General features: G+C 73.7%; 27 protein-coding genes. 13 read left to right on the top strand and 14 right to left on the bottom strand.

The genetic code is table 11. The features are described 5' to 3' along the window. Positions 1 to 73 precede the first annotated feature (73 nt). Both ASG49_RS02640 and ASG49_RS02635 read left to right on the top strand, forming a co-directional pair. Positions 74 to 1231, top strand: a complete 1158-nt coding sequence (locus ASG49_RS02640) for an acyl-CoA dehydrogenase family protein (protein WP_056536720.1) — start codon at positions 74 to 76, stop codon at positions 1229 to 1231. Between the two features lie 25 nt (positions 1232 to 1256). After that, the gene (locus tag ASG49_RS02635; RefSeq protein WP_056536717.1) at positions 1257 to 2384 is read left to right on the top strand and encodes an acyl-CoA dehydrogenase family protein; all 1128 of its coding nucleotides are present in this window, start codon (positions 1257 to 1259) and stop codon (positions 2382 to 2384) included. A gap of 133 nt (positions 2385 to 2517) precedes the next feature. Here ASG49_RS02635 and ASG49_RS02630 read toward each other — a convergent pair whose 3' ends face one another. The 3 genes from ASG49_RS02630 to ASG49_RS02620 are packed head-to-tail and all read right to left on the bottom strand — an operon-like array spanning position 2518 to position 7400. Further along, on the bottom strand, positions 2518 to 4638 hold the full coding sequence (locus ASG49_RS02630) for a VWA domain-containing protein (RefSeq protein WP_235561876.1): 2121 nt from the start codon (positions 4636 to 4638) through the stop codon (positions 2518 to 2520). Beyond that, complete coding sequence (locus ASG49_RS02625) at positions 4631 to 6019, bottom strand: hypothetical protein (RefSeq protein ID WP_056539632.1); 1389 nt, start codon at positions 6017 to 6019, stop codon at positions 4631 to 4633. Before ASG49_RS02625 ends, ASG49_RS02630 begins: the two co-directional genes overlap by 8 nt. A 10-nt stretch (positions 6020 to 6029) precedes the next feature. Beyond that, positions 6030 to 7400, bottom strand: coding sequence for an MFS transporter (locus tag ASG49_RS02620; protein WP_082533723.1), 1371 nt, complete (start codon positions 7398 to 7400; stop codon positions 6030 to 6032). 76 nt (positions 7401 to 7476) lie between these two features. On the opposite strand from ASG49_RS02620, the gene ASG49_RS02615 reads away from it, so the two are divergent. From ASG49_RS02615 to ASG49_RS02595, 5 genes are all read left to right on the top strand, one after another. Then, the gene (locus tag ASG49_RS02615; protein ID WP_235561875.1) at positions 7477 to 7866 is read left to right on the top strand and encodes a YchJ family protein; all 390 of its coding nucleotides are present in this window, start codon (positions 7477 to 7479) and stop codon (positions 7864 to 7866) included. Next, positions 7863 to 8393 carry a GNAT family N-acetyltransferase gene (locus tag ASG49_RS02610; protein WP_200936184.1) on the top strand — a complete coding sequence of 177 codons (531 nt, stop codon included), beginning with the start codon at positions 7863 to 7865 and terminating at the stop codon, positions 8391 to 8393. Before ASG49_RS02615 ends, ASG49_RS02610 begins: the two co-directional genes overlap by 4 nt. 81 nt (positions 8394 to 8474) lie before the next feature. Continuing rightward, the gene (locus ASG49_RS02605) at positions 8475 to 9311 is read left to right on the top strand and encodes an adenylate/guanylate cyclase domain-containing protein (RefSeq protein WP_082533721.1); all 837 of its coding nucleotides are present in this window, start codon (positions 8475 to 8477) and stop codon (positions 9309 to 9311) included. Next, complete coding sequence (locus ASG49_RS02600; protein ID WP_235561874.1) at positions 9308 to 9718, top strand: ankyrin repeat domain-containing protein; 411 nt, start codon at positions 9308 to 9310, stop codon at positions 9716 to 9718. The genes ASG49_RS02605 and ASG49_RS02600 overlap by 4 nt, the downstream gene beginning before the upstream one ends. After that, positions 9718 to 10095 carry an NYN domain-containing protein gene (locus tag ASG49_RS02595; RefSeq protein WP_056536714.1) on the top strand — a complete coding sequence of 126 codons (378 nt, stop codon included), beginning with the start codon at positions 9718 to 9720 and terminating at the stop codon, positions 10093 to 10095. The genes ASG49_RS02600 and ASG49_RS02595 overlap by 1 nt, the downstream gene beginning before the upstream one ends. Before the next feature lie 15 nt (positions 10096 to 10110). Here the strand turns inward: ASG49_RS02595 and ASG49_RS02590 are convergent, their stop codons facing one another. From ASG49_RS02590 to ASG49_RS02575, 4 genes are all read right to left on the bottom strand, one after another. Further along, on the bottom strand, positions 10111 to 10737 hold the full coding sequence (locus ASG49_RS02590; RefSeq protein WP_056536711.1) for a dual specificity protein phosphatase: 627 nt from the start codon (positions 10735 to 10737) through the stop codon (positions 10111 to 10113). 35 nt (positions 10738 to 10772) lie between these two features. After that, positions 10773 to 11900: a hypothetical protein gene (locus tag ASG49_RS02585; RefSeq protein WP_056536708.1), complete on the bottom strand. Its 1128-nt coding sequence runs from the start codon at positions 11898 to 11900 to the stop codon at positions 10773 to 10775. Next, positions 11897 to 12442: an RNA polymerase sigma factor gene (locus ASG49_RS02580; protein ID WP_056536705.1), complete on the bottom strand. Its 546-nt coding sequence runs from the start codon at positions 12440 to 12442 to the stop codon at positions 11897 to 11899. The genes ASG49_RS02585 and ASG49_RS02580 overlap by 4 nt, the downstream gene beginning before the upstream one ends. A 334-nt stretch (positions 12443 to 12776) precedes the next feature. Then, positions 12777 to 13244, bottom strand: coding sequence for a hypothetical protein (locus tag ASG49_RS02575; RefSeq protein ID WP_056536702.1), 468 nt, complete (start codon positions 13242 to 13244; stop codon positions 12777 to 12779). Between the two features lie 131 nt (positions 13245 to 13375). On the opposite strand from ASG49_RS02575, the gene ASG49_RS02570 reads away from it, so the two are divergent. The 5 genes from ASG49_RS02570 to ASG49_RS02550 all read left to right on the top strand — a co-directional run bounded on the left by ASG49_RS02570 (position 13376) and on the right by ASG49_RS02550 (position 16989). Continuing rightward, positions 13376 to 14239 carry an aldo/keto reductase gene (locus ASG49_RS02570; RefSeq protein ID WP_056536699.1) on the top strand — a complete coding sequence of 288 codons (864 nt, stop codon included), beginning with the start codon at positions 13376 to 13378 and terminating at the stop codon, positions 14237 to 14239. A 105-nt stretch (positions 14240 to 14344) separates the two neighbouring features. Further along, the gene (locus ASG49_RS02565) at positions 14345 to 14788 is read left to right on the top strand and encodes a potassium channel family protein (RefSeq protein WP_056536696.1); all 444 of its coding nucleotides are present in this window, start codon (positions 14345 to 14347) and stop codon (positions 14786 to 14788) included. Beyond that, positions 14785 to 15204 carry a hypothetical protein gene (locus ASG49_RS02560; protein ID WP_056536692.1) on the top strand — a complete coding sequence of 140 codons (420 nt, stop codon included), beginning with the start codon at positions 14785 to 14787 and terminating at the stop codon, positions 15202 to 15204. Before ASG49_RS02565 ends, ASG49_RS02560 begins: the two co-directional genes overlap by 4 nt. A 37-nt stretch (positions 15205 to 15241) precedes the next feature. Next, positions 15242 to 15682 carry a DUF350 domain-containing protein gene (locus ASG49_RS02555; protein WP_056536690.1) on the top strand — a complete coding sequence of 147 codons (441 nt, stop codon included), beginning with the start codon at positions 15242 to 15244 and terminating at the stop codon, positions 15680 to 15682. Between the two features lie 20 nt (positions 15683 to 15702). Then, entirely contained in the window at positions 15703 to 16989 is a 1287-nt protein-coding gene (locus ASG49_RS02550; RefSeq protein WP_082533719.1) for a glutathionylspermidine synthase family protein, read from the top strand. A 15-nt stretch (positions 16990 to 17004) separates the two neighbouring features. Here ASG49_RS02550 and ASG49_RS02545 read toward each other — a convergent pair whose 3' ends face one another. Then, positions 17005 to 17415 (bottom strand): PaaI family thioesterase, encoded by a 411-nt coding sequence (locus ASG49_RS02545; RefSeq protein WP_235561873.1) that lies wholly within the window; start codon positions 17413 to 17415, stop codon positions 17005 to 17007. Positions 17416 to 17485: 70 nt separating this feature from the next. Here ASG49_RS02545 and ASG49_RS02540 point away from each other — a divergent pair, with 70 nt between their 5' ends. Further along, complete coding sequence (locus ASG49_RS02540; protein ID WP_056536684.1) at positions 17486 to 17992, top strand: 2'-5' RNA ligase family protein; 507 nt, start codon at positions 17486 to 17488, stop codon at positions 17990 to 17992. Positions 17993 to 18046: 54 nt separating this feature from the next. Here ASG49_RS02540 and ASG49_RS02535 read toward each other — a convergent pair whose 3' ends face one another. The 6 genes from ASG49_RS02535 to ASG49_RS02510 form a co-directional block, all read right to left on the bottom strand. Beyond that, positions 18047 to 19807, bottom strand: a complete 1761-nt coding sequence (locus ASG49_RS02535) for an L-lactate permease (RefSeq protein WP_056536681.1) — start codon at positions 19805 to 19807, stop codon at positions 18047 to 18049. 75 nt (positions 19808 to 19882) lie between these two features. Next, positions 19883 to 21301, bottom strand: a complete 1419-nt coding sequence (glcF, locus tag ASG49_RS02530) for a glycolate oxidase subunit GlcF (protein WP_235561872.1) — start codon at positions 21299 to 21301, stop codon at positions 19883 to 19885. A gap of 2 nt (positions 21302 to 21303) precedes the next feature. After that, the gene (locus ASG49_RS02525; protein WP_056536678.1) at positions 21304 to 22560 is read right to left on the bottom strand and encodes an FAD-binding oxidoreductase; all 1257 of its coding nucleotides are present in this window, start codon (positions 22558 to 22560) and stop codon (positions 21304 to 21306) included. Between the two features lie 2 nt (positions 22561 to 22562). Continuing rightward, a complete protein-coding gene (locus ASG49_RS02520; protein ID WP_056536675.1) occupies positions 22563 to 24065 on the bottom strand; it encodes an FAD-linked oxidase C-terminal domain-containing protein in 1503 nt (500 codons plus the stop codon). A gap of 10 nt (positions 24066 to 24075) precedes the next feature. Further along, positions 24076 to 24507: a heme-binding protein gene (locus tag ASG49_RS02515; protein WP_056536672.1), complete on the bottom strand. Its 432-nt coding sequence runs from the start codon at positions 24505 to 24507 to the stop codon at positions 24076 to 24078. Beyond that, positions 24507 to 26696, bottom strand: a complete 2190-nt coding sequence (locus tag ASG49_RS02510; protein WP_056536669.1) for a malate synthase G — start codon at positions 26694 to 26696, stop codon at positions 24507 to 24509. Before ASG49_RS02510 ends, ASG49_RS02515 begins: the two co-directional genes overlap by 1 nt. Positions 26697 to 26704 lie beyond the last annotated feature (8 nt).

Genomic DNA, 26704 nt, shown 5'->3' with positions numbered 1-26704 from the left:
CGGTCCGCCACCGGGCTCACGTACCTGGCGGTAACGTGTCCGACGTACGCCGCCCGACCCCACAGGAGCTCCCATGCAGCTGGCCCTCACCGAGGAGGAGACCGCGTTCCGCGAGGAGATGCGGACCTTCTTCACCACGAAGATCCCCCAGGAGCTCCGCGACACGATCGCCTCCGGCCGCCACGTCGGCAAGGAGGGCATCGTGACCGCGCAGCGGATCATGAACGAGGCCGGGTACGCCGTGCCCAACTGGCCCGTGGAGTGGGGCGGCCAGGACTGGACGCCGATGCAGCGCCACATCTGGCACGAGGAGATGCAGCTGGCCAGCGTCCCGCCGCCGCTCGCGTTCAACGCCAGCATGATCGGGCCGGTCATCGCGCACTTCGGCAGCGAGGAGATGAAGGCCAAGTTCCTCCCCGCCACCGCCAACCTCGACATCTGGTGGTGCCAGGGGTTCTCCGAGCCCAACGCCGGCTCGGACCTGGCCTCGCTCACCACCAAGGCCGTCCGCGACGGCGACGACTGGGTGATCAACGGCCAGAAGACCTGGACCACGCTCGGCCAGCACGCCGACTGGATCTTCTGCCTGTGCCGCACCGACCCCGAGGTCAAGAAGCAGGCCGGCATCTCGATGATCCTCATCCCGATGGACACCGAGGGCGTGACGCTGCGCCCGATCGAGCTCATCGACGGTGGCTTCGAGGTCAACGAGGTGTTCTTCGAGGACGTCCGCGTCCCGGGCGAGAACCTCGTCGGGGAGGAGAACCAGGGCTGGACGATGGCCAAGTTCCTGCTCGGCAACGAGCGGGTCGGCGTGGCGCCGGTCGCGCAGACCAAGCGCCGCCTCGCCACCCTCAAGCAGGTCGCGGCCGACCGCGGCCTGCTCGACGACGTGCTGCTCAGCGCGAAGATCGTCGAGCTGGAGAACGAGCTGCTCGCGCTCGAGCTGACCGCGCTGCGCGTGGTGGCCCACTCCGCCGACGGCAAGCCCCACCCGGCCTCCTCGGTGCTCAAGCTCAAGGGCACCGAGCTGCAGCAGGCCGTGACCGAGCTGTTCGTCGACGTCGCCGGCCCGCTGGCGCTGGCCTCGGGCGCGGACAAGGACTCCGACGTGCCCGACTGGGCGCGGGTCACCGCCCCCGACTACCTGAACTACCGCAAGGCGTCGATCTACGGCGGGTCCAACGAGATCCAGCGCCAGATCATCGCCGGCACCATCCTCGGCCTCTGACCCGCTCGCGAAGGAGCGCACACCAATGGACTTCTCCCTGGACGACGAGCAGACCGCCCTGCGTGACGCGGTGCGCGGCCTGCTGAAGGGCTTCGACAACGAGCAGCGGCGCGCTGCCACCTCCGAGGACCCCGGGTTCTCGCAGGAGCAGTGGGGCAGGCTGGCCGAGATGGGCCTGCTGGGCCTGCCCTACAGCGAGGACGACGGCGGCATGGGCGCCGGCCCGGTCGAGCTGGCCGTCGTGGCCGAGGAGCTCGGTCGCGTCAACGCCCCCGAGCCCTACGTCGACACCGTGGTGCTCGCCGGCGGCCTCGTCGCGGCGCTGGGCACGGCCGAGCAGAAGTCGGAGGTCCTCGGCGCGATCTCCTCGGGCGAGAAGGTCGTCGCCGCCGCGCTGCTCGAGCCCGGCTCCCGCTGGGACCTGGCCGGCGAGGGCGTCGTGGAGAAGGACGGCCGCCTGACCGGCGTCAAGGAGCCCGTCGTGGCCGGCGGTCGCGCCGACCTGCTCGTCGTCTCCGCGACGACCGACGGCGGACCGGCCCTGTTCCTGGTCACCCCCGGCGAGGGCGTCGAGACCTCGTCGTACGCCACCTTCGACGGGGGTCGCGCCGCCCGCGTCACCCTCGACGGTGCGCCGGCCACCCGGCTCGGCGACGGCTCGGTCGACACCCTCGCCGCGCTCGAGCGCGTCGTGGCCGCGGCCAAGATAACCTACTGCCACGAGGCGCTGGGGCTGATGGAGTCGGCGCTGCGCCTGACCACCGACTACCTCACCACCCGCAAGCAGTTCGGGATGACGCTCAACCGCTTCCAGGCGCTGACGTTCCGGGCGGCGGACATGTACACCTCGCTCGAGCTGTCCCGCAGCATCGTCACCTGGGCCACGATGGTCCTCGCCGACCACGGCTCGACGCCGCAGCAGGTCAGCGACGCCGCCCGCCGCGCCAAGCTGCAGGTGAGCAAGGCCGGCCGCCACGTCGGCCAGGAGGCGATCCAGCTCCACGGCGGCATCGGCATGACCGCGGAGTACGCCGTGGGCCACATGACCTCCCGCCTCACCGCCATCGACCACCTGCTGGGCGACGGGCGCGAGCAGACCAAGCACCTCCTCGCCACGCTCACCGACCACGAGGTCGTCGAGCCCGTCGGCTGACGGGGCGGCGTACGACGGGCCCGCGGCTCACTGTCAGGTCAGTGTCGCGGTCGGGACCTCCGCACGACGCTGACCTGACACCGAGGTGCTGATTCCCCGGACGGCGAATCAGCGAGGTGGCCGGGCGGCCGGGTCAGCCCCCGAACCACGCCCCGCGACCGCCGTACCAGTCGTCGAACCCGGGCGGGCCCGAGCGGCCGCCACGGCCGCCGAGGTAGCTGCCGACGACGGCGGCGCCGAGGTCGTCGAGCTCGGGGGACACGACGGTGCCGTCGACGCGGTCGGCGAGCTGCTGGAGGAAGCGGCCCAGGCCCGGGTCGTCGCCGAGCCGGAAGAACGTCGTCTGGGCGCCGAGGCGCATCGCGTTGTCGAGCTCGCGCACCGACCAGGCCACCGTGAGCGGGTGCGGCGGGTAGGAGAAGAAGACCTCGCCGTCCGGCTCGAGGTGGCTGGTGGGCTCACCGTCGGTGACGATGAGCAGCACCGGCTGGGCGTTGGGGTGCTTGCGGAAGTGGCGGTTGGCCAGCAGCAGCCCGTGGTGCAGGTTGGTGCCCTTGTCCCACCGGGCGTCGAGCGCGGTCAGCTCCTCGATCTGCATCGTCTGCGCCGCGCGGCCGAAGCCGATCAGCTGGAGCGCGTCGCCGCGGAAGCGGGTCGAGATCAGCTGGTGCAGCGCCAGCGCGGTGCGCTTCATCGGGACCCACCGGTTGGCCATCGCCATCGAGAACGACGTGTCGACGAGCAGCGCCACGGCGGCCTGGGTGCGGGCCTCGGTCTCGTGGACCTCGACGTCGCCGATCTCCAGGCGTACGCCGCGCGAGGTGTCGCCGCCCTCGCCCGCGGTCCGGACCACCGCGTTGGTGACGGTGCGGGTGACGTCCCACGGCTCGGTGTCACCGAAGGCCCACTCGCGGCTGGCGCCGGAGCGCTCCCCCGCGGCGCCGGCCTGCCGCAGGTCGCGTGCGCCCTGGCGGCCCGACATCCGCTGCGCGACGTCCTTGAGCAGCGACTTGCCGAGCTGGCGCATCGCCTTGGGCGAGAGCGTCAGCTGGCCGTCGGAGGAGCGCTTGAGGTAGCCGGTGTCGGCCAGCGCGCGCTCCAGCTCCGCCAGCGTGCGGGCGTCGACGCCAGCCTGCTGCCCGAGCTGGCGCTCGAGCGCCTCGATGTCGACGTCGTCCATGCGGGCGCCGCCGTAGGACTGCGAGAGCTGCTCGGCCAGGTCGTCGAGGTCGGCGAGGTCCTGCAGCACGCCGGTGCCGTCGCCGAGACCGAGGCCCTCCTGCCCCTCGAAGTCCTCCGACCCGCCCCAGTCCTCGCCGGGACGCAGCGAGCGGAGGTGGTCGTCGAGCTGGGACAGCGACTGCATGAGCTCGGGCGAGCCGAACGCCTGGGCGGCCAGCGCGTCGAGCTCGGCGCGCTGCTCGGGCGTCATCGAGTTGCGCATCCGCTGGGCGGCGGCCGCCCGCTGGGCCAGGGCGTCCATCAGCTCGTCGATGTCCTGCGGGTCCTCCGGGAAGAACTCGCCGTGCTTGTCCATGAAGTCCGCGAAGTCCTCGGGGGTGTCCTCGCCGAGCCGGTGCTTCTCGAGCAGGCCGTTGAGGTCCTGCAGCATCTCGTTGACGTGCTGGCGGTCCTCGTCGGTGGCGTTCTCCAGCGCCTGCTTCATGCCCGCGAAGCGCTGGTCGAGCATCTCGCGGCCGAGCAGGTCCTTGATCTGGTCGAACTTCTCGCGGGCCTCCCCGCTCTTCCAGTCGTACGACGCGAGCTCGCTGACCGCCGCTGCGGGGCTGGCCGGGAGGTTCGCCAGCTGCATCTCGCGCAGCGCGCGGTCGCCGTCGTCGAGGTCGACGTCGCGCGCGAGCTGGCCGCGCTCGGCCAGGACCGCCTGGTCGAGCAGCTCCTTGACCTCCGCCATGGTGCCGTCGAGGCCGTGCTTCTCCAGCAGCTCGCGGCGCTTCTCCGCGACCCGGCGGGCGAGGTCGTCGAGGCCGGTCTGGTCGCGGCCGCCCCGGCGCAGGAACTCGCGCATCGCGTGCTCGGGGCTGTAGCCCGCCATCACGTCCTCGCCGATGGCGTCGAGCGCCTCCGCGAGGTCGACCGGGGGTGCCAGCGGGTCGGGCCCGCCGGCGTAGCGGCCGTAGCGCGAGCGCAGCGCGGGCCGGCGGGCGCGTCCGCCGGCCAGCCGGGCCCGACGCCGGGCGTCGCGGTCCTCCGGCCCGGAGCCCGGGCCGGCGGGGTCGCCGGCGTCAGCCATAGACGGTCTCGCCCTCGCCCGAGTCCTTGCTGATCCGCTGGGCCAGGAACAGGCCCTCCAGCGCGAGCTCGACCGCGCCGGCGCGGGTGCCGTCGTCGGTGGCGCCCAGCCGGTCGCAGACCTGGTCGTAGAGGTCGGACTCGCCCAGGGGCGGCAGCCCCGAGAGCACGTCGATGGCGCTGACCTGGGCGCCGGTGACGACCATGGCGCCGGCCTCGATGGCCTGCACGAGCAGGCCGAGGTCGACGCCGGCGAGGTGGGCCCGGACGGTCTCGGCGGTGGCCTTGCGCAGCAGGTGCTCGAGGACCTGCTCCTCGCGCCCCTCCTCGCCGGTCTCGAACTCGACCTTGCCGCCGAGCACCTCCACGGCCGTCTCGAGGTCGACGACGCGGGCCACGGCGCGGTCCTCGCGCTGGGTGGTGGCGCGGTGCAGCGCGGCAGCGGCGATCGTCTCCGCACCGGCGATCGAGAACCGGGCCGAGACGCCGGAGCGCTGGTCGACCGAGCTGGACTCGCGCAGCGCCCGGGTGAAGCGGGCGAGGATCTCCACGAGGTGGTCGGGCACGTCGGCGACGAGGTCGGCCTCCTGCCGGATCACCGCGACCTCGTCCTCGAGCGCGATCGGGTAGTGGGTGCGGATCTCGGCGCCGAAGCGGTCTTTGAGCGGGGTGATGATCCGCCCGCGGTTGGTGTAGTCCTCGGGGTTGGCGCTGGCCACGACGAGGGTGTCGAGCGGCAACCGCAGCACGTAGCCGCGGATCTGGATGTCGCGCTCCTCCATCACGTTGAGCATCGCGACCTGGATCCGCTCGGCGAGGTCGGGCAGCTCGTTGATCGCCACGATGCCGCGGTGGGAGCGCGGGATCAGGCCGAAGTGGATGGTCTCGGGGTCGCCCAGGCTGCGCCCCTCGGCGACCTTCATCGGGTCGACGTCGCCGATCAGGTCGGCGACCGAGGTGTCCGGGGTGGCCAGCTTCTCGGCGTACCGCTCGTCGCGGTGACGCCACTCGACGGCGAGGTCGTCGCCCTCCTCGGCGACCCGGCGCTGTGAGGCGTGGGTGATCGGGTCGTAGGGGTGCTCGCCGAGCTCGGCGCCCGCGATGACCGGCGTCCACTCGTCGAGCAGGCCCACCAGGGTGCGCAGCAGCCGGGTCTTGCCCTGGCCACGCTCGCCGAGCAGGACGACGTCGTGGCCGGCGAGCAGCGCCCGCTCGAGCTGGGGGATGACGGTGCTCTCGAAGCCGTGCAGGCCGGGCCAGGGGTCGCGGCCCTCGCGCAGCGCGGACAGGAGGTTCTCGCGCAGCTCGGTGCGCAGCGGCCGGTGCTCGTGGCCGCTCTCGCGGAGCTGGCCGAGGGTCCGGGCGGTGGGTGGGGTCGTCACGCTCGCCAAACTAACGCGGTGCTGCAACGCGCCAGGGCTCGTCGAGGTCCCGTCCGGCCGTCTCCGGCAGCAGCCTGACCGAGACCAGGCTGACCAGCGCCACGCCCACGGCGTACGCCGAGACCCACCACAGCGTGCCGTCGCCGCGCGCTACCAGCCAGGCGGCGACCAGCGGCGTCAGGCCCGACGCCACCACCCCGCTCACCTGGTAGAGCGTGCTCAGCGCGGTGTAGCGGTAGGAGGTGTCGAAGAGCTCGGACCAGTACGCCGCCAGCGGGCCGTAGACCACGCCGTAGAGCACGCCGAGCCCGCCGACGAGGGCGACGAAGATGCCCAGCCGCGACTCGCTCTGCACCAGCAGCACCGTCGGCACCGCGAAGAGCAGGGCCGCGGTCGCGCCGGCGGAGAAGACCCGCTTGCGGCCGAGCCGGTCCGACAGGGCACCCGCGACCGGCACGAGCACCACCCCGAGGAAGGCGCCGACCACGATGCCCTCCAGCGCCCAGGAGCGCGGCAGCCCGAGGTCGGTGACGACGTAGGCGAGCAGGTAGACCGAGTAGAGGTTGAAGGTGAACCCCTCGACGAAGCGGGTGCCCATGCCGAGCAGCAGCCGCCGCGGCTGAGCCCGCAGCAGGTCGCGCAGCGGCACCGAGGAGACCTCGCGGCGCTCCTGCACCTTGGCGAACGCCGGCGTCTCCATGACCTGGAGCCGGATGTAGGCCCCGATGGCGAGCAGCACGATGCTGGACAGGAAGCACAGCCGCCAGCCCCATGCCAGGAACTGCTCGTCGGGCAGCAGGCTGACCACCGAGAAGGCCGACGCGGCGAGGAACAGGCCGCCGGGCACCCCGACGTGGGCGGCGGAGCCGAAGAGCCCCCGCCTGCGCGCCGGGGCGTACTCCACGGCGAGCAGCACCGCGCCGCCGTACTCGCCCCCGACGCCGATGCCCTGCAGCACCCGCAGCGTGACGAGCAGGACCGGCGCCCACACCCCGATCTGGTCGTACGACGGCAGCAGCCCGATCGCCGCCGTGCCGACCCCCATGATCAGCAGCGTGAGCAGCAGCATCTGCTTGCGCCCGACCCGGTCGCCGAAGTGGCCGAAGACCAGCCCGCCGACGGGGCGGGCGACGAAGCCGACGGCGAAGGTGCCGAACGCCGCGATCTGCGCGGCCGGCCCGTCGAGGCCGTTGAAGAACAGCTTGTCGAAGACCAGTCCCGCGGCGGTGCCGTAGAGGAAGAAGTCGTACCACTCGATGGTGGCGCCGACGGCCGAGGCGATCGCGACGCGGCGGGGGCTCGGCGGGACCTTCTCGAGGCCCTGCCCCGGGACCTCCCCCGGGGTGGAGGGGTCCGAGGTGCTGCGGGTGCTGAGCGACATGGCGTCCTCACGTCCGGGGCTAAGTCGACTATCACGCTAGAGAAGGTGGCCCATGACCGTGCGGGAGACTCACCAGGTGAGACCCACGACCCCGCTGGCCGTCCCCACCCGGGCGCAGCAGCCCTGCCCCTGCGGGTCCGGCACGACGTACGCCGCGTGCTGCGGCCCGCTGCACCGCGCCGAGCGGCAGGCGGCGACCCCGGAGGAGCTGATGCGCTCGCGCTACGCGGCGTACGCCCTCGGCGAGGTCGACCACGTGTGGCGCACCTGGCACCCCCGCACCCGGCCCGAGCGGGTCGTCCACGACCCGACGACGACCTGGACGGGCCTGGATGTGCTCCGCGCGCAGGACGACGTCGTCGAGTTCGTCGCCTCCCACCGCTCCCCCGACGGAGCCGGGCGGATGCACGAGGTCAGCCGCTTCGAGCGGCGCGCGGGGCGCTGGTTCTACGTGGGGCCGGCGTGAGCGTCGACGGGGTCGTGCTGCGTCCACGCCGTCCGGCGGACGTGCCGGGCCTGGCGCACCTGCTGGCCGAGCAGCAGCCGACCTCGCACTACCCGCTGCGCTGGCCGCTGCCGTTCCCGGTCGAGGACTTCCTGGTGCGCCCGGGCGAGCACGCCGCCTGGGTCGCCGAGCGGGACGGCGCCGTCCTGGGGCACGTCGCGGTCACCGCCCCCGGGGACGAGCTGGCCGCCCGCTTCGCCGCGACGCTCCCGGGCGTGCGACCGGACGAGCTGGCCGCGGTCTCGGTGCTGTTCGTGGCGCTGGCCTCCCGCGGGCTGGGCCTCGGCGGCAGGCTGCTCGACACCGCGGTCGCCCACGTCCGTGCCGCCGGTCGGGTGCCCGTGCTCGACGTGGTGCCCACGCACGCGGGGGCCGTCGCGCTCTACCGCCGCCGCGGCTGGCGCGAGGTCGGGTCGTTCCGTCCGCCGTGGCTGGCCGCGGACCGGCCCGCCCTGCTGCTGATGGCCCTCGACGGGCCGACGACGTGACGCCGGTCGTGCGCCGGGGGTCGCTGTCGCGAACGTCACGGTCTCCCCGGTCGGTGGCGGCGCTGTGCCACCCTGGGCCCCGTGTCCGCCAGTGCCTGGGTCGCCGTCCTGCTCGGCGTGCTGCTGGTCGGCACGGCGGTCGCCCTCCTCGACACCACGCGCCGGCTGCGCGAGACCCGCGAGGAGCTGGGGCGGATGCGTGACCAGGCCACCTCGGTCGCCGTCGAGGAGCGGCCCCGCGCCGTGCAGGCGGCCGGCGCCGCGATGCGCACGGCGATGGAGACCGTGACCCGGCTCCGCGAGCAGGGCGTGCGCGGCATGCTGGTCAGCTCGATCGAGGACCTCACCGCCTGGGCGCTGGAGGACCGGACCGAGATCGTGCGGGTGGCCGACGAGGACGGCAACGTCACCATCATGTTCTCCGACATCGAGGGCTCCACCGCCCTCAACGACGAGCTCGGCGACGAGACCTGGCTCAAGGTGCTCCAGGCCCACGACAAGCTGCTCTCCCGCTGCTTCGACCAGCACCGCGGCCACATCGTCAAGAGCGCCGGCGACGGCTACATGGTGGTGTTCTCGACCCCCGAGCTCGGCATCGCCGCCGCGCTCGACGTGCAGCGCGCGCTCGCGCGCGAGCGGGTCCCCCGGGCACTGCGCCACCACCCCGTGCGGGTGCGGATCGGCCTGCACACGGGCCGCGCGATCGAGCGCGACGGCGACTGGTTCGGCCGCAACGTCGCGATGGCGGCGCGGGTCGCCAACCAGGCCGGGGGCGGCGAGGTGCTGGTCAGCACCGAGCTCGCCGCCCGCCTGAAGGAGCAGCTGGGCGAGGACCTGGCCTGGCGGCTGGAGCAGACCGAGGCGGTCACCCTCAAGGGACTCCCGGGCGAGCACACCCTGTGGCGGGTGGAGCCGTGAGCGGCCCGCCGACCGGCGAGGGGCCGACGGGCCGGCCGCTGACGCCCGAGGAGACGGCCCGGGTCGTCGAGCTGGCCCAGCACTTCGCCCGCGAGGGCATGACCCCGGAGCTGGCCGGCTTCGTCGACCACGGCCTGCCCGCCGACGTGGCCGACCACGACGGCAACACGCTGCTGATGCTGGCGGCCTACCACGGTCACGCCGAGACCGTCGCGATGCTGCTCGACCGCGGCGCCGACGCCGACCGGCGCAACGGCCGCGACCAGTCCCCGGTGGCCGGCGCGCTGTTCAAGGGCGAGGACGAGGTGGTGCGGCTGCTGGTCGACGCCGGCGCCGACCTCGACGCCGGCACGCCGACCGGCCGGGCGACGGCGCAGATGTTCGGGCGAGCGGACCTGCTGCCCTGATGGCCCGGACCGTGCTCCTCGTCGACGGCGCCAACGTCGTGGGCTCGCGCCCCGACGGGTGGTGGCGCGACCGGGCCGGCGCGGCGGCCCGGCTGCACGGCCGGCTGGCGGTCGCCGACACGTCGTACGACGAGATCGTGCTGGTGCTCGAGGGCAAGGCCAAGGGCGGCGTCCCGGCCGGGCGCGACGCCCACCTGCGCACGGTGCACGCCCCGCGCGACGGCGACAGCGCCCTGTCGAAGGAGGCCGCCGCCGCCCGCGAGCGCGGCCACGACGTCGTGGTGATCACCGCCGACCGCGGCCTGCAGATGCGCGTCGAGGGGCTCGGCTGCCGCGTGATGAGCCCCACCTGGCTGCTCGCCGTGATCGAGGGCTGACCCGGGCCCGGGCGACTACCAGCCCTGGGCGCGCTTGCGACGGATCACGGCCGCCAGGTCGAGCTCGTGGGTGGCCCGCCAGTCGGCCAGCCGCCGCCGGTCGGCCTCCAGCTCGGCCGGGGACGAGCCGGCGCGGTCGTGGTGCCAGCGCAGCGCCTCCTCGGCGTACGCCACCCAGGCGATGGGGCGCACCGCCCGGATCCGGTCGAGCGCCTGGACCGGGTCCCAGCCCTGCGCCAGCAGCACCGCGAACCCGAGCGAGGGACCGCGGTTGATGCCCATGTGGCAGTGGGTCAGGACCACCCCGCCTTGGTCGATGGCCTCCTGGGCCCACGTCACGCCCCGGTCGAACCACGCGCCCGGCACCCGCTGGCCCGCGTCGTCCATGCCGTGGTGCAGGTAGCCGACCTGGGGGGCGAGCTGGTGCACCCACTCCTCGTCGGACCACTCGACCCGGGCGTCGACGACGTGGGTCAGGCCGGCGTCGAGCAGCTCGCGCAGCTGGGTCGCCGCCAGCCGGTGGTCGCGGGTGTCGAGGTCGCCGCCCACGAGGAGACGGTCGGTCACGAAGGCGGCGTCGGCCACCGCGAGCCCGCGGCGGGGCGCAGGCGCCGGGAGGGCGGGCTCGTGGGGTGCCGACATGGTCCGACGATCCTGCCAGCCGGGCCCGGACCGGGTCAGCGCGGGCCGAGCCCGTCGACGCCGAGGACGCCGAGGACCTGCTCGGTCGCGTCGGGGTCGCTCGGGTCGGCCGGGTCGGCCGGGTCGACCCGGTGGCCGCCCTGGCCGCGCTGACCGCTGCCCTGGCCGCCGCTCCGACCCGTGCCCCGACCGGAGCCCGGAGCCGTGCCGGCGGCGCTGGGGGCCGTGCGGTCGTCCAGCGTCGGGGCGGGGACCCCGGACTGCCCCGGCGCGGGTGCAGCCGCGACGGACGGGGTGGGTGCCCACGTCGGGGCGGGGCCGCGGGTGCGGGGGCTGGTGTCGCCCGTCGAGGCGTCCGCGGGCTCCGGGCCCGCGCTCGCACCGGCGCCCGGGCCGGCGGTGGGGCCCGCACCAGGGCTCGCTGCGGGGCTCGCTGCGGGGCTCTCGTGGGTGCTGGCCCCGGACCCGGCGTCGGTGCGGCGCGGGTGGGACGCGTCGTCGCGGCGGGCGCGGGGGCCGGACGTCGGCGCGGTCGAGGGGCTCGAGGACCCCGTCGATCCCACCGTCACCGTGGCCGAGCGCGGCGGGGCGCCGAGACGGGCGTCGCTGGGCGCCGGGGCCTGCTGGGGGGTGCGGGTGGCCTCACCGCGCATGGGGGCCGCGACCCGGTCCTCGTCGTCACGACCACCCGGCGCGTCGGGCAGCGGCACCACGGGCACGCCGGGCTGCGACTGCGGGGCCGGCTGCTCCTCGAGCGCCGGGGTGCGGTCGAGCGCGCCGCGCGGACGCGGGAAGTCGAAGGGCAGGTAGGCACGGGACAGGTCGGCGACCTGCTCCTGGAGCGGGGCGGGCAGCGAGTTGGCCGCCGCCGAGAGGCCGGTCGCCCCGACGGTGGCGACCGCCAGCACCACCGCGCCGGTGACGGCACCGCGCGGGCCCGTGCGTCGCCGCAGCGGGACCAGGTGGGCGAGGTCGCGGTCGACGGTCCCCCCACCGGTGGCGGGCGGGCCGAGCAGCGCGGCCAGCTCGGCCGAGGGGGCCGGGGGGGCGTCGTCGACGAGGGACAGCAGGCAGCCGAGCTCCTCGCGGAGGTGGTCGCGGTCCACGGGGTCCAGCCCGGCGGCGGCCTCCGCCACCAGGGCGTCCAGCTGGAGACGGCTCACGACGGCACCTCCGGGGCGACCATGAGCTCGCGCAGCCGCTCGAGTCCACGCCGCTGCAGCTGCTTGACCGAGGGCACCGTCTTGCCCAGCACCTGGGCGGTCTCCTCCAGGGTCAGGTCGCCGACCACCCGCAGCGAGACGACCGCACGCTGGTCCTCACCGAGGCGCTGCATCAGCCGCACCGCCCGCTCCGCCTCGACGCTGGCCACGGCGCGCTGCTCTGCCGACTCGCTGGTGCGGTCGTCGTGCTCGGGCTCGTAGGCCAGGACGTGCGGCCGACGCGCCCGCCGGCGGGCGTCGTCGACGACCCGGGCGTGCGCGATCGAGAACGCCAGCGTCCGCAGCCCGGCCGCTCCGCCGTCGAGGCCGACCAGGCGCGGCACGAGGGACAGGAAGACCTCGGAGGTGCAGCCCTCGGGGTCCTCGACGCCCCGTGAGCGCAGGTAGCCCAGCACGCGTGGGGAGAGGGCCTCGTAGACCTGGCGGGTGGCCTGCACGTCGCCTGCGGCGGCGTCGCGGACGACGTCGTCGGACAGCTCCACGTGCTCGGGCTCCTCGTCTCTCGGCCGACCCGCGAAGTAACCTGCCGGCCACCAACGGGGGGTAGGGGTGGCCGACAGGCTACGTCATCGGGGGTGCCGGGGGGCCGTCGTGCGTCCCCTCGCACCGGTGCCCTTCCCGGCGTGGCCGGGGGCGGGAGGTGGAGCTCCATCACGAGGTGCCTCGCAGGTCAGGTGGGCGTCGACGCGCTCGTCGAGCGACGTCCCGGTGCCCCCCTGGTCCACAGGTCCTCGTGGGCCGTTCCCTGCGGTAATCGTCGTCGGAGCGCCGAGGTTCCGCCGGATCCGGAAGTTTTTTCCACGATCCCGGTCCGGGTCAGCGCTTGAAGCGTTCGTCGCGGGCCTCGGCGTTGCTGTCGGCCCGGTTCTGGTAGTTCATGACGACGTCCATGAACGGTCGCCAGTCCACGTCGCGCGCGTGCACGATCACCCAGTTGTCGCGGTAGTGGCCGAAGGCGACCGACCCGTCGCGCACGAGCAGGTCGACGCCGGGGTCCTCGAGGTCGAACCGGTGGACCTCGGCCCCGCGGTGGATGTGCACCATCGGTCCGGTGATGGTGATGCGCTGCGGCACCCGCGCCATGAGCGTCACCCAGCACAGCACCAGCACGACGGCGAGCCCGACCGCGACGGCCACCAGCCAGGTCGGCTGCTCCCGCCAGAGCCGCCACACCGCCACGCCCAGACCCGCGGCCGAGAGCACGAGCAGCAGCTTGACCACCACGCGCAGCAGGCTCGGGGCCACGAAGACGTGGTCGGGCCGGCGCGGCAGCGGGGCGTTCACCTCCCCAGGTTGCCACGCGAGCCGCCTGGCGCGGGGCGGTTCGGCAGGGTTCGTCGGGATCCGGGGAACATCACGCGGGTCGCCGACCTTGGGACCAGAGCACAGCCGTCGAGCGCACCGAGGAGCACCGCGTGACCGAGAACATCGCCGCACCGTCCGGGACCTTCGAGCTGGGCGGCGACCTGCCCGTCGTACGCCTCGGCTACGGCACCATGCAGCTGCCCGGCGAGGGCGTCTGGGGCCCGCCGCGCGACCACGACGCCGCCGTGCGCGTGCTGCGCCGCGCCGTCGAGATCGCGGTGACCCTCTTCGACACGGCCGACTCCTACGGCCCCTACGTCGCCGAGGACCTGCTGCGCGAGGCCCTCCACCCGTACGCCGACGACGTCGTCATCGCGACCAAGGCCGGACTCACCCGCCAGGGCCCGGGCGTGTGGACCCCGCTCGGCCAGCCGGCCTACCTGCGCCAGGAGGTCGAGCTGTCGCTGCGCCGGCTCGGGCTGGAGCGCATCGACCTGTTCCAGCTGCACCGCATCGACCCGGCGTACCCCGTCGCGGACCAGGTCGGCGAGCTCAAGGCGCTGCAGGACGAGGGCAAGATCCGCCACATCGGCCTGTCCGAGGTCAGTGTCGAGCAGCTCCAGGAGGCGCAGCAGACGGCCGAGATCGTGTCGGTCCAGAACCTCTACAACCTCGCCGACCGCTCCTCCGAGGCCCTGCTCGACCACTGCACCGAGCACGGCATCGGCTTCATCCCGTGGTTCCCGCTGGCCACCGGGGAGCTGTCCCAGGAGGACGGCCCCCTCGCGGCCGCCGCCCGCGAGCACGACGCCTCCCCCTCGCAGCTCGCGCTCGCCTGGCTGCTGAAGCGCTCGCCCGTGGTGCTGCCGATCCCGGGCACCAAGAGCCTCGAGCACCTCGACGCCAACACCGCCGCGGCCTCCATCGAGCTCACCGACGAGGAGTTCGAGGCACTCGGCCGGGCCGCCGCCTGACGGACACCCGTCGCGCCGCACGGCGCGGAAGTGCTGTGCGTGGACGCCGTGTGCCCTACCGTGCCCCGGGAGGCCAGCGCGTGCGGGCCGGGGGGAGCGTGGACGATGGCGGTCAAGCGCGTGCTGCACCGCGTGGTCAACGAGCCGCGGCTGCTGCTGGCGGTGCTCGTCGCTGACTTCCTGCTCGCCTCGGGCCTCTACTGGGCCATCGAGGGCACCGGTCCGGTCGCCTCGATGTGGTGGGCGATCGTCACCGGCACCACCACGGGGTACGGCGACTACTCCCCCGTGACCACCGCCGGCCGCGGCGTCGCCGTGCTGTTCATGCTCTCGATGCTGCTGCTGGTGCTCTGCGCCGGCGCCCACTTCACCCGTGCGGTGCTCCACGACCCGGACGCGTTCACCGACGCCGAGCAGCGCGAGATGCTGGGGCTGCTGCGGGAGAACAACGCGCTGCTGCGGCTGCAGGTCGAGCACGACCACGGGCCCCAGGCCCTGGAGCAGGCCCTCGCCCCCGTCCACCACCCACGGCAGCAGGAGCACCCATGACCACCACCCTCCGTCGCGCCAGCCGGGCCGTCCCGCTCGGGCTCACCGTCCTCGCCGCCTCGAGCCTCAGCGGCTGCGGCGGCGACCCCGACGTCGCGGCCGTGTGCGTCGACCCGGAGACCCAGGAGCGGGCCGACGACTCGCTGTGCGACGACAGCGACGAGCCCGAGGACTACGACGGCAACAACGGCTCGATCGGCACCGGCTTCTTCTGGTACTACCTCGGCACCCAGTCCGCACGCTCCATCCCCGCCATCGGGTCGCCGGTCTCGGGCGGCACCTTCAACGGCTCCGGCCTGGTCAGCTCCGGGCGCAGCGTGCAGCGGGGCGGGCTCCCCGCCGACGGGGCCTCGTCGTTCAAGTCCTACTCCAAGTCCGGGGGCTTCGGCTCCTCCAAGGGCGTCTCCTCCTCCTGAGCCGCCCGCCGGCTCCCGACCGACCGAAAGGCCGCCCATGTTCGACCTCTGGACCGCGCTCTACCACGCCGTCGTGTACGCCGTCCTCGCCGGCGCCGTGCTGGTCGTGGCCTACCTCGTGCTCGACCTGCTCACCCCCGGGCACCTCGGCCGGCACCTGCTCGGCTCGACCGAGCACGCGGCGTCCTACTCCGCCGCCACCGTCGCGGGCGCCTGGGTCATCGGCAACGGCGCGGTGGTGTTCACCGCGATCTGGACCAACGGCGACACCGACCTCGGCTACGCCCTGCTGTGGACGCTGGTCTTCGGGCTGGTCGGCTGCGCCCTCAACGCCGTGATGCTGGTGGCCATCGACCTGGTGACCCCCGGCAACCTGCGCGCCGTGGTGTGCACCCCCGGACCGGTGGTGCCCCTGGCCGTGCTGAGCGCGGCCTCGACGCTGGCCATCTCGGCCATCGTCTGCGCCTCGATCGCCTGAGCGGACCGGGAGCCCTCGCCATGTGGCGGCACAGCAGCGTCCCGCGTCCGAAGTTCCTCCAGACGGTCAAGCAGCAGGGCCTGATCTTCCCCGAGACCGACCTGCCCGGCGGGGGCACGGCGCCGTACTGGAACGAGGCGGCGTGGTACGAGTTCACCGGCGACGAGGTCGAGGTGATGGAGAAGGCCACCGAGCAGCTCTGGGGGATGTGCCTGGAGGCGGTGCCGAAGATGCTGCGCGACCTCGACGAGGACGCGCTGCGGCTGCCCCGCGGGACGCTCGAGCACGTCCGCGACTCGATCCGACGGGGCGACCCGAGCGTCTACGGCCGGTTCGACCTGCGCTACGACGGCATCGACCTGCGGATGATGGAGCTCAACGGCGACACCCCGACCGGGCTCGTGGAGACCGCCGTGGCGCAGTGGCACTGGAAGGAGGACCTGTCCTTCTCCGAGGACACCGACCAGTGGAACAGCCTGCACGAGCGGCTCGTCGACCGCTGGCGCGAGCTCGCCCGGCAGGGCCGCGTGCCCGGTCACCGGCTGCACCTGTTCCACAGCCAGGCCGACACCTCCGGCGAGGAGGAGATGACCGTCCACTACATGGCCGACACCGCCTCCCAGGCCGGGCTCACGGTCTCGGTGCAGCCGATCGAGCTGATCCAGTGGAACGAGCACGTCAGCCAGCCCGGCCGTGGTCGCTTCCTGGACGCCAACGGCGAGGAGATCCGCGCCGCCTTCAAGCTCTATCCCTGGGAGTCGATGCTCGAGGAGGACCCCGTCGGGCAGATCCTGCTCGCGGGCGCCGAGCTCAGCCCCGTGAAGTGGGTCGAGCCGGCGTGGAAGGTGCTGCTCTCGACCAAGGCGCTGCTGCCGGTGCTGTGGGAGATGTGGCCCGAGTGCCCCTACCTGCTCCCGGCGTACTTCGACGAGCCGCGCGACCTCGAGGAGTGGATCGCCAAGCCGCTGCGCGGCCGGGAGGGCGACAACATCGTCGTCCACCGCGCCGACGGCACCGAGGTCGTCAAGGACGGGGCGTACGCCGGCGACCGGATGGTCTACCAGCAGTACGTCGAGCTGCCCAACTTCGGCACCGCCGCCGACGGCGACAACTACGCGATGGTCGGGTCGTGGATCGTCGACGGCGAGGCCGCCGGTGGCATCGTCCGCGAGTCCGACGGCCCGGTCACCGACTACTACAGCCGGGTCGTGCCCCACGTGATCAGCGACGCCCTCGAGCCGGCGTACGGCCAGCAGCTGCTGTGGCGCACCCAGCGGGTCAGCGACAACCTGCCCACGCTGGACTGAGACCGACGGGGCGGCTCAGCCCTCGGCGTACAGGTTCTGCAGGCGCACCTGGCCCCGCGAGACGACCTTGCCCTCCTCGGAGACCGTCTCGACGGCCCAGACCTGCTGGGAGCGCCCGCGGTGGACCGGGGTGGCGGTCGAGGTGAGCGTGCCCTCGCGGACCGCCTTGTAGAAGTCGGTGTTGTTGTTGACGCCGACGACCTGGCCCTTCTCGCCGAGCCAGAACGCGCCCCCGATGCTGGCGAGGGTCTCCACCACGCTGCAGTGCACGCCGCCGTGGACGATGCCGTAGGGCTGGTGCAGCTTGGGCTGGGCCGACCACGTCGCGACGACGCGGTCGCCGGTCGTCTCGACGAGCTCGATGCCGAGCCAGTCCGCGAACTGGCCGGTGGTCTCCATGCCGGGGGGGAACGGTGAGTCGCTCATGCGGGCAGTCAACCAGCGCCGGGGGCGGCGGCGCACCCGCCCGTGTGGAGGGGGCCGTCACGATGGTGCGGTGGCCGACTCCCCGCTGATCGTGACGCTGCTGCTCGACGAGCCCACCCAGGAGCGGTTCGAGGCCGAGCGGCGCGAGCTGTTCCCGGCCGGCCGGACCGCGGTGGGCGCCCACGTCACCCTGTTCCACGCCCTGCCCGCCGCCCTGCGCCCCGACGTCGAGGACGCGCTCGGGTCCGCCGCCGACCGGCCGCGGCTGCCGGTCGCCGTCGAGGAGGTCCGCCCGCTGGGCCGCGGGGCGGCGTACCGGCTCGGCTGTCCCCCGCTGGTCGACCTGCACGCGGGCTTGCAGGAGCGCTGGCACGACCACCTCACCCGCCAGGACGCCCAGCCGCTGTCGCTGCACGTCACGGTGCAGAACAAGGTCGACGCCGACGAGGCACGCGCCACCGTGGAGCGGCTGCGGTCGGGGTTCGAGCCGTGGGAGTGCACCGGCGTGGCGCTGGAGCTGTGGCGCTACGACGGCGGGCCGTGGACGCACCTGCGCCGCTTCGACCTCCGGACGTGACGACGCCGACCGGGCAGCCTCTGCCCGGTCGGCGTCGTGGGGTCGGTGCGTCGATCAGCTCCCGGGCACCATCCAGCTGAGCACCGGGGTGGCCTGCAGACCGACGATGACGCACATCAGCACGAGCAGGCCGAGGCTCCAGCCGATGACCTTGCGGAAGATGTCGCCCTCGCGCCCGGCGAGGCCGACCGCGGCGGCCGCGATGGCGAGGTTCTGCGGGCTGACCATCTTGCCGAGCACGCCGCCCGAGGTGTTGGCCGAGGCCATCAGCACCGGGTCGAGGCCGGCCTCGACGGCCGTCTGCACCTGCAGCGCACCGAAGAGCGCGTTGGCCGAGGTGTCCGAGCCGGTGACCGCGACGCCGATCCAGCCCAGGATCGGCGAGATGATCGCGAACGCCGCGCCGGCACCGGCGAGCCAGGCACCGAGCGAGCCGGTCTGGCCCGACAGGTTCATCACGTAGGCCAGGGCGAGCACCGCCATCACGGTGATGATCGCGGACTTCAGCTCGACGTAGGTCTCCAGGTAGGTCTTGAACGCCTTGGCCGGCGAGAGCTTGAGGATCACCATCGTGATGAGACCGGCGAAGATCATCAGCGTGCCGGCCGCGGGCAGCCAGTTGAAGTTGAACATCGTCGTCGACACGGGCTCACCGGCCGTGTTGAGGACCTCCAGGCCGGGCCAGGCGAAGGCGAAGGTGAACGGCTTCTCGGCCAGGAACTCCTTGACGGCCGGGATGTTGGTGATCGAGAAGATCGCGATGATCACGGCGTACGGCGCGTAGGCGCGGACCACGTCGGCGCTGCTGTCCGACGTCGCGGTGTCGCGCGCCGTCGCGGTGCCGCCCCGCCCGGTGGAGGAGGTCACCGAGGTGGAGATGCCCGAGGGCTGGCGGCGCTTCGAGGGGGCGCTGCCGGAGCCGCCGTCGGCACCGTCCGCGGCCTCGGTCTCGCGGTCCACCTCGGCGGCGGTCAGCTCGTGGGCGGGCTTCCAGACGCGGAGCAGGCCCACCACGGCGCCGGCGGCGACCAGGGCGGCGACGATGTCGGCCAGCGGCACCGAGATGTAGTTGGCGGCCACGAACTGGGCGAGGCCGAAGGCGAGGCCGCAGACGATCGAGGGCAGCCACATCTGGCGTACGCCGCGCTTGCCGTCGACGACGAACACCAGCACCAGCGGCACCAGGACCGCGAGGATCGGGGTCTGGCGACCGACCATGCCGCCGAGCGTGTCGATGTTGAGGCGCGGGTCGTCGTTGACGCCCGAGGTGACCGAGGCGAGCGTGACGATCGGGGTGGCCAGGGCGCCGAAGGCGACCGGGGCGGTGTTGGCGATCAGGGCGACGGTCGCGGCCTTGAGGGGCTGGAAGCCCAGCGCCATCAGCATCACGACGCTGATCGCGACCGGGGTGCCGAAGCCGGCGAGCGCCTCGAGCAGGGCGCCGAAGCAGAAGGCGATGATGATCGCCTGGATCCGCTGGTCGGGGCTGACCTTCTCGAACGAGCGGCGCAGCACGTCGAAGTGGCCGCTGGCCACGGTCAGGTTGTAGACCCAGATCGCGTTGATGACGATCCACAGGATCGGGAAGAAGCCGAACGCGGCCCCCTCGGTGCCGGCGAGCAGCGCCTGGCCGACCGGCATCTTGAACAGCGCGACGGCCACGACCAGGGCGACGGCGAGCGAGATCAGGCCGGCCACCCACGCCTTGAGGCGCAGGCCTCCCAGCAGCACGAACAGCGTGACGAGGGGGATGGCCGCGCACAGGGCGGACAGGGCCAGTGACCCCCCTACCGGATTCAGGTCCTGCTGGAACATGTGACTACTCCCTGTTCGTGGTGAGGTCGTGGTGGTGCGGGCGGGTGGTGCGGTGCGTTGCGCTGAAGTGTGGGCCTAGGAGGCCGTCTGGTCGGGGAGGAGCACGCTGGCGGGCGCGCCCTGGATCGAGGCGTCGAGCACCTCGATGGTGTGGGCCATGCCCATCGGGTGGCCGGCGCGCTCGATCGCCGAGGTCACCTGCATCAGGCAGCCCGGGTTGGCGGTGACCAGCACCTGCGCACCGGTCCGCACGATGTTGGCGGCCTTGCGGTCCCCCAGCTCACGGGCGGGCTCGGGGTTGAGCACGTTGTAGATGCCGGCCGAGCCGCAGCAGATCTCGGCCTCGGCGATCTCGCGCAGCTCCAGCCCGGGGATGGCCTCGAGCAGCTGACGCGGCTCGGAGCGGACGCCCTGGGCGTGGGCGAGGTGGCAGGCGTCGTGGTAGGCGATCGTCATCTCGAGCGGGTGCCGCGGGGCCACCGGACCGAGCTCGACGAGGATCTCCGAGACGTCGCGGACCTTCTCGGCGAACGCCTGCGCGCGGGAGGCGTACGCCGGGTCGTCGGCCAGCAGGGCGGCGTACTCCTTCATCGTGGAGCCGCAGCCGGCCGCGTTGACCACGACCCGCTCGACGCCGGAGTCCTCGAAGGAGTCGACGAGCCGCCGGGCGAAGTCCTGGGCCTCGGGCTCGCGGCCGTTGTGGGCCGACAGCGCGCCGCAGCAGCCCTGCGAGGCGGGCACGACGACGTCGCAGCCCTCGGCGCGCAGCACCCGCGCGGTCGCGGAGTTCACGCCGGGGAAGAACGCGCCCTGCACGCAGCCGACGAGCATCCCCACGACCATCCGGCGCTCGCCGGTGGCGTGGATGTACTCCGGCAGCGGCTGCGGCTTGCCCAGCTGCGGCGCCAGGCTCTCCATGACGGCCAGCTGCGGGGAGATCCGGTCGAGCAGGCCGGTGCGGCGCATCGCCCGGTCGAGGCCGGTGCGCTGCATGGCCTTGAGCGGGCCGCGCAGCAGCTTGAGCCGCTTGGGGTGCGGGAAGAGTGCGAAGATCAGGCCGCGCAGCGCGCGGTCGGCGACGGTGCGGTCGTGGCGGCGCTCGACCTGGTTGCGGGTCTGCTCGATGAGGACGTCGTACTGCACGCCCGAGGGACACGCGGTCACGCAGGCCATGCAGCCCAGGCAGGCGTCGATGTGGCCGACCATCTCGTCGTCCATCGGCTCGCCCTCGAGCCCCTCCTTCATCAGGTAGATGCGCCCGCGGGGGCTGTCCATCTCCTCCCCCCACAGCACGTAGGTCGGGCAGGTGGGCAGGCAGAAGCCGCAGTGCACGCAGTCGCCGATGAGGGCGGCGTCCGGCGGCTTGTGGGCGTCGAAGGCACCACCGGGAGCGGGGGTGCCCCAGTCGACGGCCCCGGCGCGGTCACCGGTCTCCACGACCGTGCCCATCTCCCCGAGCGTGCCGGAGGTGTCGCGCTGGCTGGTGTCGGTCATGGCTAGAGGCCTCCCACGAAGCGGCCCGGCGAGAGCCGGTGGTCAGGGTCGAACTGGTCCTTCACGCGGCGCATCAGCTCCAGCGCCGGCACCGGGCCCCACACGTCGAGCGCCGCCTTGACGGCCGCCGGGGCGTCGACGACCACGGCCGCGCCACCCCGCTGGGAGCAGACGCGACGCAGCCGGTCGAGCACGGTCGCGGCCTCGTCGGGGCCGGTCCCCGCCGGCAGCGCGGCGTACAGCACGCCGGAGCCGGCCGAGCCGCGCACCTGCGCGGTCGTGCCCGCGGTCGCGGCGAGCACGTCGCCGAGCGCCGAGAGCTCGAAGGTCAGCTTGAGTGCGGTGGCCCGGTCGTCGCCGGTGGCGGTGGTGTCCCAGGGGTACGTCGCGCCGCCCGCCGGGGCGTCCTCGGAGTCGGTCGCCGCCTCGCCGAGCAGGGCCCGGGTGGCCTCGGTGCGACCCGCCACGCCGTCGACGCGGCCCTCGAGCAGCACCGAGACGGTGCCGGCGCCGTCGGCCCAGCCGACCTCGACGGCCGCGGGGACCACCTGCGCGTGCAGCACGGCCTGCGTCACCCGGAGCGCCTCGGCCGGGTCGGCCACGGGGACGCTGACCCAGCGCGACGCCGCGGGCACGGGGTGGAGCCGGAAGGTCGCGTCGGTGATGACGCCGAGGGTGCCGGCCGAGCCGATCAGCAGCTTGCCGAGGTCGTAGCCGGCGACGTTCTTGACCACCCGTCCCCCGGCCTTGGCCACCACGCCGTCGGCGCGGACCATCGTGATGCCGATGAGCAGGTCGCGCGCGGAGCCCACGGCCGTGCGGCGCGGCCCGCTGGTGTTGGCGGCGAGCATGCCGCCCACCGTCGTGCCCGGCACGGTCTCGTCGAGGGCGAGCCGCTGGCCGCCCTGGGCGACGCGGTCCTGCAGGTCGGCGAGCCGGCACCCGGCCTGCGCGGCGACGATGAGGTCACCGGCGGCGTGGTCGAGGACCTGGTCGAGGGCGCCGACGTCGAGCAGCACGTCGGCGCTGCGGGGCGCGACGCCCCACGACAGCTTGGTGCCGCCGCCGCGGGGCACCACGCTCAGCCCGTGGGCCGCTGCGGCGCGCAGCACCTCGGCGACCTGGTCGGTGTCGGCGGGCCGGGCCACCAGCCCGGGCACGACGCCGTCGACGTGGTCACCGGCACCGGGCTCGTCGACCTGCGCGCACGCCGAGCCGACCGCCTCGCGGGCGGACGCGTCGAGGGTCTGGGTCGTCATCCTCAGAACACCTCCGCCAGGCCGGCCTGCTGCAGCGGGTGGGCGGCCTTGTGGCGGCCCGGCACCTCGCCGCACAGGCGCGGGGTCGGGAAGACCTTGCCGGGGTTGGAGATGTTGGCCGGGTCGAAGGCACACCGGACCAGCTGCATGGTGTCGAGGTCCTCGTCGGTGTACATCCGCGGCATGTACTTCGCCTTGTCCATCCCCACGCCGTGCTCGCCGGTGATCGACCCGCCGTGCTCGATGCACAGGTCGAGGATCGCGCCGCTGACCTGCTCGGCCGCGTCGCCGGCGCCCTCGACGGAGTCGTCGAAGAGCACCAGGGGGTGCAGGTTGCCGTCGCCGGCGTGGAAGACGTTGGCCACGCGGACGCCCGACGAGCTGGACAGCTCGGCAATGGCGCGCAGCACCTCGGGCAGCGCGGTGCGCGGGATGACGCCGTCCTGGACGATGTAGTCGGGGCTGATCCGGCCCACGGCCGCGAAGGCGGACTTGCGGCCCTTCCAGATCAGCGCCCGCTCGGCCGGGTCGGTGGCGAGCCGCTGCTCGAACGAGCCGTTGTCCTCGCACAGGCGGGCGACCTCGGCGTACTCCTCCTCGACCTCGACCCGGGCACCGTCGAGCTCGATGACGAGCACGGCGCCGGCGCCGTCGGGGTAGTTGCAGTGCACGGCCGCCTCGGCGGCCTCGATCGCGAGCGCGTCCATCATCTCGATGGCCGCGGGCACGATGCCGGCGGAGATGATCGCCGAGGTGGCCGCACCCGCCTGGTCGGTGGACTCGAAGCCCACCAGGATCGTGCGGACCTCCTCGGGCAGCCGGACCAGCTTGACCGTGGTCGCGGTGACGATGCCGAGCGTGCCCTCGGAGCCGACGACGGCCCCGAGCAGGTCGTAGCCCGGGGCGTCGGGTGCGGCCCCGCCGAGGGTGACCTGGTCGCCAGCCGGGGTGATGAAGTCGGCGCCGGTGACGTGGTTGGTGGTGAAGCCGTACTTCAGGCAGTGCGCGCCCCCGCTGTTCTCGGCGACGTTGCCGCCGATCGAGCAGATCTGCTGGCTCGAGGGGTCCGGGGCGTAGTAGTAGCCCTGCGGGGTGGCGGCCTTGGTGACGTCGAGGTTGATCACCCCGGGCTCGACCACCGCGCGCTGGTCCTCGCGGCGCACCTCGCGGATGGTCCGCATCCGCGAGGTCACGACGAGCACGCCCTCGGCGTGGGGCAGCGCGCCGCCCGACAGGCCGGTGCCCGACCCGCGCGCGACGTAGGGCACGGCGTGCTCGGCGCAGGCGCGCACGATCGCGGCGGCCTGGTCGGCGTCCTCGGGGATGACCACCAGCGCCGGGGTGACGCGGTAGTGGGCGAGCCCGTCGCACTCGTAGGTGCGCAGCCGGGTGCGGTCGGTGATGACCCCCGACTCCGGCAGCAGCCGGCGCGCCACGTCGGCGACGGCGTCGATGCCCGCGGTGGCACCCGCAGCGGTGTCCGGCCGGTCCTCGGTGGTGGTCATCGCCTGCTCCTCAGTCGACCTGGGGGGTGAGACCGGCACCCTCGATGCCGGCCACCGCCGCGGCCTCGTCGTTGTCGGAGGTGTCGCCGGTGACGCCCACCGCGCCCAGCAGGTCGCCGCCCTCGTCGCGGACGAGCACCCCGCCCGGCACCGGGACCAGCGTCCCGCCGACGGCGGAGGTGACGGCCGCGACGAAGAACGCCTGCTGCTCGGCCCGGGCCATGATCGAGCGCGAGCCCATGCCGAGCGACAGGGCGCCGTAGGCCTTGCCGAACCCGATCTCGAAGCGCTTCATCGACGCGCCGTCCTCGCGCTCGACGGCGACCACGTGGCCGCCGGCGTCGAGGACCACGACGGTCAGCGGCTTGAACCCCGCGGAGCTGCCGTGGGCACGGGCCCCGGCGATGATGCCGCGGGCGGTCTCCAGGTCGAGCACGCTCATCAGGCGTTCCCCTTCTCGGTCGAGTGCAGCTGGTCCTTCTTCTGGGCGCGGCGGGCGTGCAGCACCGGCTCGGTGTAGCCGCTGGGCTGGCGCAGGCCCTCGAAGACCAGGTCGTGCGCGGCCTGGAAGGCCGCGCCGTCGAACCCGGGCGCCATCGGCGTGTAGGAGCCGTCGCCGGCGTTCTGCTCGTCGACGACCCCCGCCATCCGGCGCAGCGTCTCCTCGACCTGCTCGGGCGTCACGACGCCGTGGTGGAGCCAGTTGGCGACGTGCTGGGCGGAGATGCGGCAGGTGGCCCGGTCCTCCATCAGTGCCTCACCGGTGATGTCGGGCACCTTGGAGCAGCCGATGCCGGCGTCGACCCAGCGCACGACGTAGCCCAGCAGGCTCTGCAGGTTGTTGTCGATCTCGGCCTGGCGGTCGTCGTCGGACCACGACCCCGGGTCGCCGAGCGGCACCTGCAGCAGGTCCTCGCGGTCACGGCGGCGGCCGCCGTCGCGCAGCTCCTCCTGGCGGGCCCGGACGTCGACCTGGTGGTAGTGCAGCGCGTGCACCGTGGCCGCCGTCGGCGAGGGCACCCAGGCGCAGCTGGCGCCCGCCTGCGGGTGGCCGATCTTGGTCTCGAGCATGTCGGCGAGGCTGTCGGGCGCCGCCCACATGCCCTTGCCGATCTGGCCGCGGCCCAGCAGGCCGCACTCCAGCCCGATGTCGACGTTGAGGTCCTCGTAGGCCTTGATCCAGGTCTCGGACTTCATGTCGTTCTTGCGCACGACGGGGCCGGCCTGCATCGAGGTGTGGATCTCGTCGCCGGTGCGGTCAAGGAAGCCGGTGTTGATGAAGGCGACCCGCTCGCGGGCCTCGGCGATGCAGGCCTTGAGGTTGAGCGTCGTACGCCGCTCCTCGTCCATGATGCCGACCTTGATCGTCAGCCGCGGCAGGCCGAGCAGCTCCTCGACCCGGCCGAAGAGCTCGACCGCGAAGGCGACCTCCTCGGGGCCGTGCATCTTGGGCTTGACGACGTAGAGCGAGCCGGTCGCCGAGTTGGTCAGCTCGGCCTCGCCCCGGAGCGCACGCACGCTGCCGAGCGCGGTCACGACGGCGTCGAGGATGCCCTCGGGCACCTCCTGGCCCTCGCCGTCGAGCACGGCGTCGGTGGTCATCAGGTGGCCGACCTGGCGGATGAACAGCAGCGAGCGGCCGCGCAGCGTGACGTCCTCGCCGGAGGTCGTGCTGTAGGTCCGGTCGGGGTTCATCCGGCGGGTGAAGGTCTTCCCGCCCTTGGTGACCTCCTCGGCCAGGGTGCCCTGCATCAGGTGCAGCCAGTTGCGGTAGCCGAGCACCTTGTCCTCGGCGTCGACGGCGGCCACGGAGTCCTCGAGGTCCATGATCGTGGAGACCGCGGACTCGAGGAGCAGGTCCTTCACGCCGGCGCGGTCGGTGGCGCCGATGGCGTCCTCGGGGTCGACCTGGATCTCGACGTGGAGCCGGTGGTGGACCAGCAGCACGCCCTCGGGCGACTCGCGGGGGCCGCGGAAGCCGACCAGCTGCGCGGGGTCGGCCAGCCGCACGACCTCGCCGTCGACGGTGACGGCGACGCCCTCGTCGTCCACGGCGTACGCCGTGGCGTCGGCGTGGGAGCCCGAGGCCAGCGCGAAGTGCTCGTCGAGGAAGGCCCGACCGCGCCGGATGACCTCGTCGCCGCGGACCTCGTTGTAGGAGTCGCCGGGGGCGAGGTCGCCCTCGTGGGAGATGACGTCGGTGCCGTAGAGCGCGTCGTAGAGCGAGCCCCAGCGGGCGTTGACGGCGTTGGTCGCGAACCGCGCGTTGAGCAGCGGCACCACCAGCTGCGGGCCGGCGATCTCGGCGACCTCCTCGTCGACGTCGGAGGTGGTCACCGCGACCTCGGCCGGCTCGTCCAGCAGGTAGCCCAGCTCGCGCAGCAGGTCGGTGTAGGCGCCCTGGTCGGGGCGGCCCGGGTGCTCGCGGTGCCAGTCGTCGAGGCGCTGCTGGATCTCCTCGCGCTTCGCCAGCAGCTCGCGGTTGCGGGGGGCGAGGTCACGCACGATCGCGGCCAGGCCCTCCCAGAACGCCGCGGGCTCGATGCCGGTGCCCGGCAGGGCCTCCTGCTCGACGAAGTCGTGGAGGCGGGCCCCGACCTCGAGGCCGCCGGTCTGCACGCGCTGATCCATGGAGCTCC

The organism is Marmoricola sp. Leaf446 (assembly GCF_001424755.1).
Taxonomy (GTDB): Bacteria; Actinomycetota; Actinomycetes; order Propionibacteriales; family Nocardioidaceae; genus Marmoricola.
The sequence above is the reverse complement of the archived record's forward strand: the minus strand, read 5'-3'. Positions and strand labels throughout refer to the sequence as shown.

Coding starts and splice junctions, on each gene's coding strand:
- ASG49_RS02640 (WP_056536720.1), top strand. CDS start 74: ATGCAGCTGGCCCTCACCGAGGAGGAGACCGCGTTCCGCGAGGAGATG.
- ASG49_RS02635 (WP_056536717.1), top strand. CDS start 1,257: ATGGACTTCTCCCTGGACGACGAGCAGACCGCCCTGCGTGACGCGGTG.
- ASG49_RS02630 (WP_235561876.1), bottom strand. CDS start 4,638: ATGGCTGACGCCGGCGACCCCGCCGGCCCGGGCTCCGGGCCGGAGGAC.
- ASG49_RS02620 (WP_082533723.1), bottom strand. CDS start 7,400: ATGTCGCTCAGCACCCGCAGCACCTCGGACCCCTCCACCCCGGGGGAG.
- ASG49_RS02595 (WP_056536714.1), top strand. CDS start 9,718: ATGGCCCGGACCGTGCTCCTCGTCGACGGCGCCAACGTCGTGGGCTCG.
- ASG49_RS02590 (WP_056536711.1), bottom strand. CDS start 10,737: ATGTCGGCACCCCACGAGCCCGCCCTCCCGGCGCCTGCGCCCCGCCGC.
- ASG49_RS02565 (WP_056536696.1), top strand. CDS start 14,345: ATGGCGGTCAAGCGCGTGCTGCACCGCGTGGTCAACGAGCCGCGGCTG.
- ASG49_RS02560 (WP_056536692.1), top strand. CDS start 14,785: ATGACCACCACCCTCCGTCGCGCCAGCCGGGCCGTCCCGCTCGGGCTC.
- ASG49_RS02555 (WP_056536690.1), top strand. CDS start 15,242: ATGTTCGACCTCTGGACCGCGCTCTACCACGCCGTCGTGTACGCCGTC.
- ASG49_RS02550 (WP_082533719.1), top strand. CDS start 15,703: ATGTGGCGGCACAGCAGCGTCCCGCGTCCGAAGTTCCTCCAGACGGTC.
- ASG49_RS02545 (WP_235561873.1), bottom strand. CDS start 17,415: ATGAGCGACTCACCGTTCCCCCCCGGCATGGAGACCACCGGCCAGTTC.
- ASG49_RS02535 (WP_056536681.1), bottom strand. CDS start 19,807: ATGTTCCAGCAGGACCTGAATCCGGTAGGGGGGTCACTGGCCCTGTCC.
- glcF (WP_235561872.1), bottom strand. CDS start 21,301: ATGACCGACACCAGCCAGCGCGACACCTCCGGCACGCTCGGGGAGATG.
- ASG49_RS02525 (WP_056536678.1), bottom strand. CDS start 22,560: ATGACGACCCAGACCCTCGACGCGTCCGCCCGCGAGGCGGTCGGCTCG.
- ASG49_RS02520 (WP_056536675.1), bottom strand. CDS start 24,065: ATGACCACCACCGAGGACCGGCCGGACACCGCTGCGGGTGCCACCGCG.
- ASG49_RS02515 (WP_056536672.1), bottom strand. CDS start 24,507: ATGAGCGTGCTCGACCTGGAGACCGCCCGCGGCATCATCGCCGGGGCC.
- ASG49_RS02510 (WP_056536669.1), bottom strand. CDS start 26,696: ATGGATCAGCGCGTGCAGACCGGCGGCCTCGAGGTCGGGGCCCGCCTC.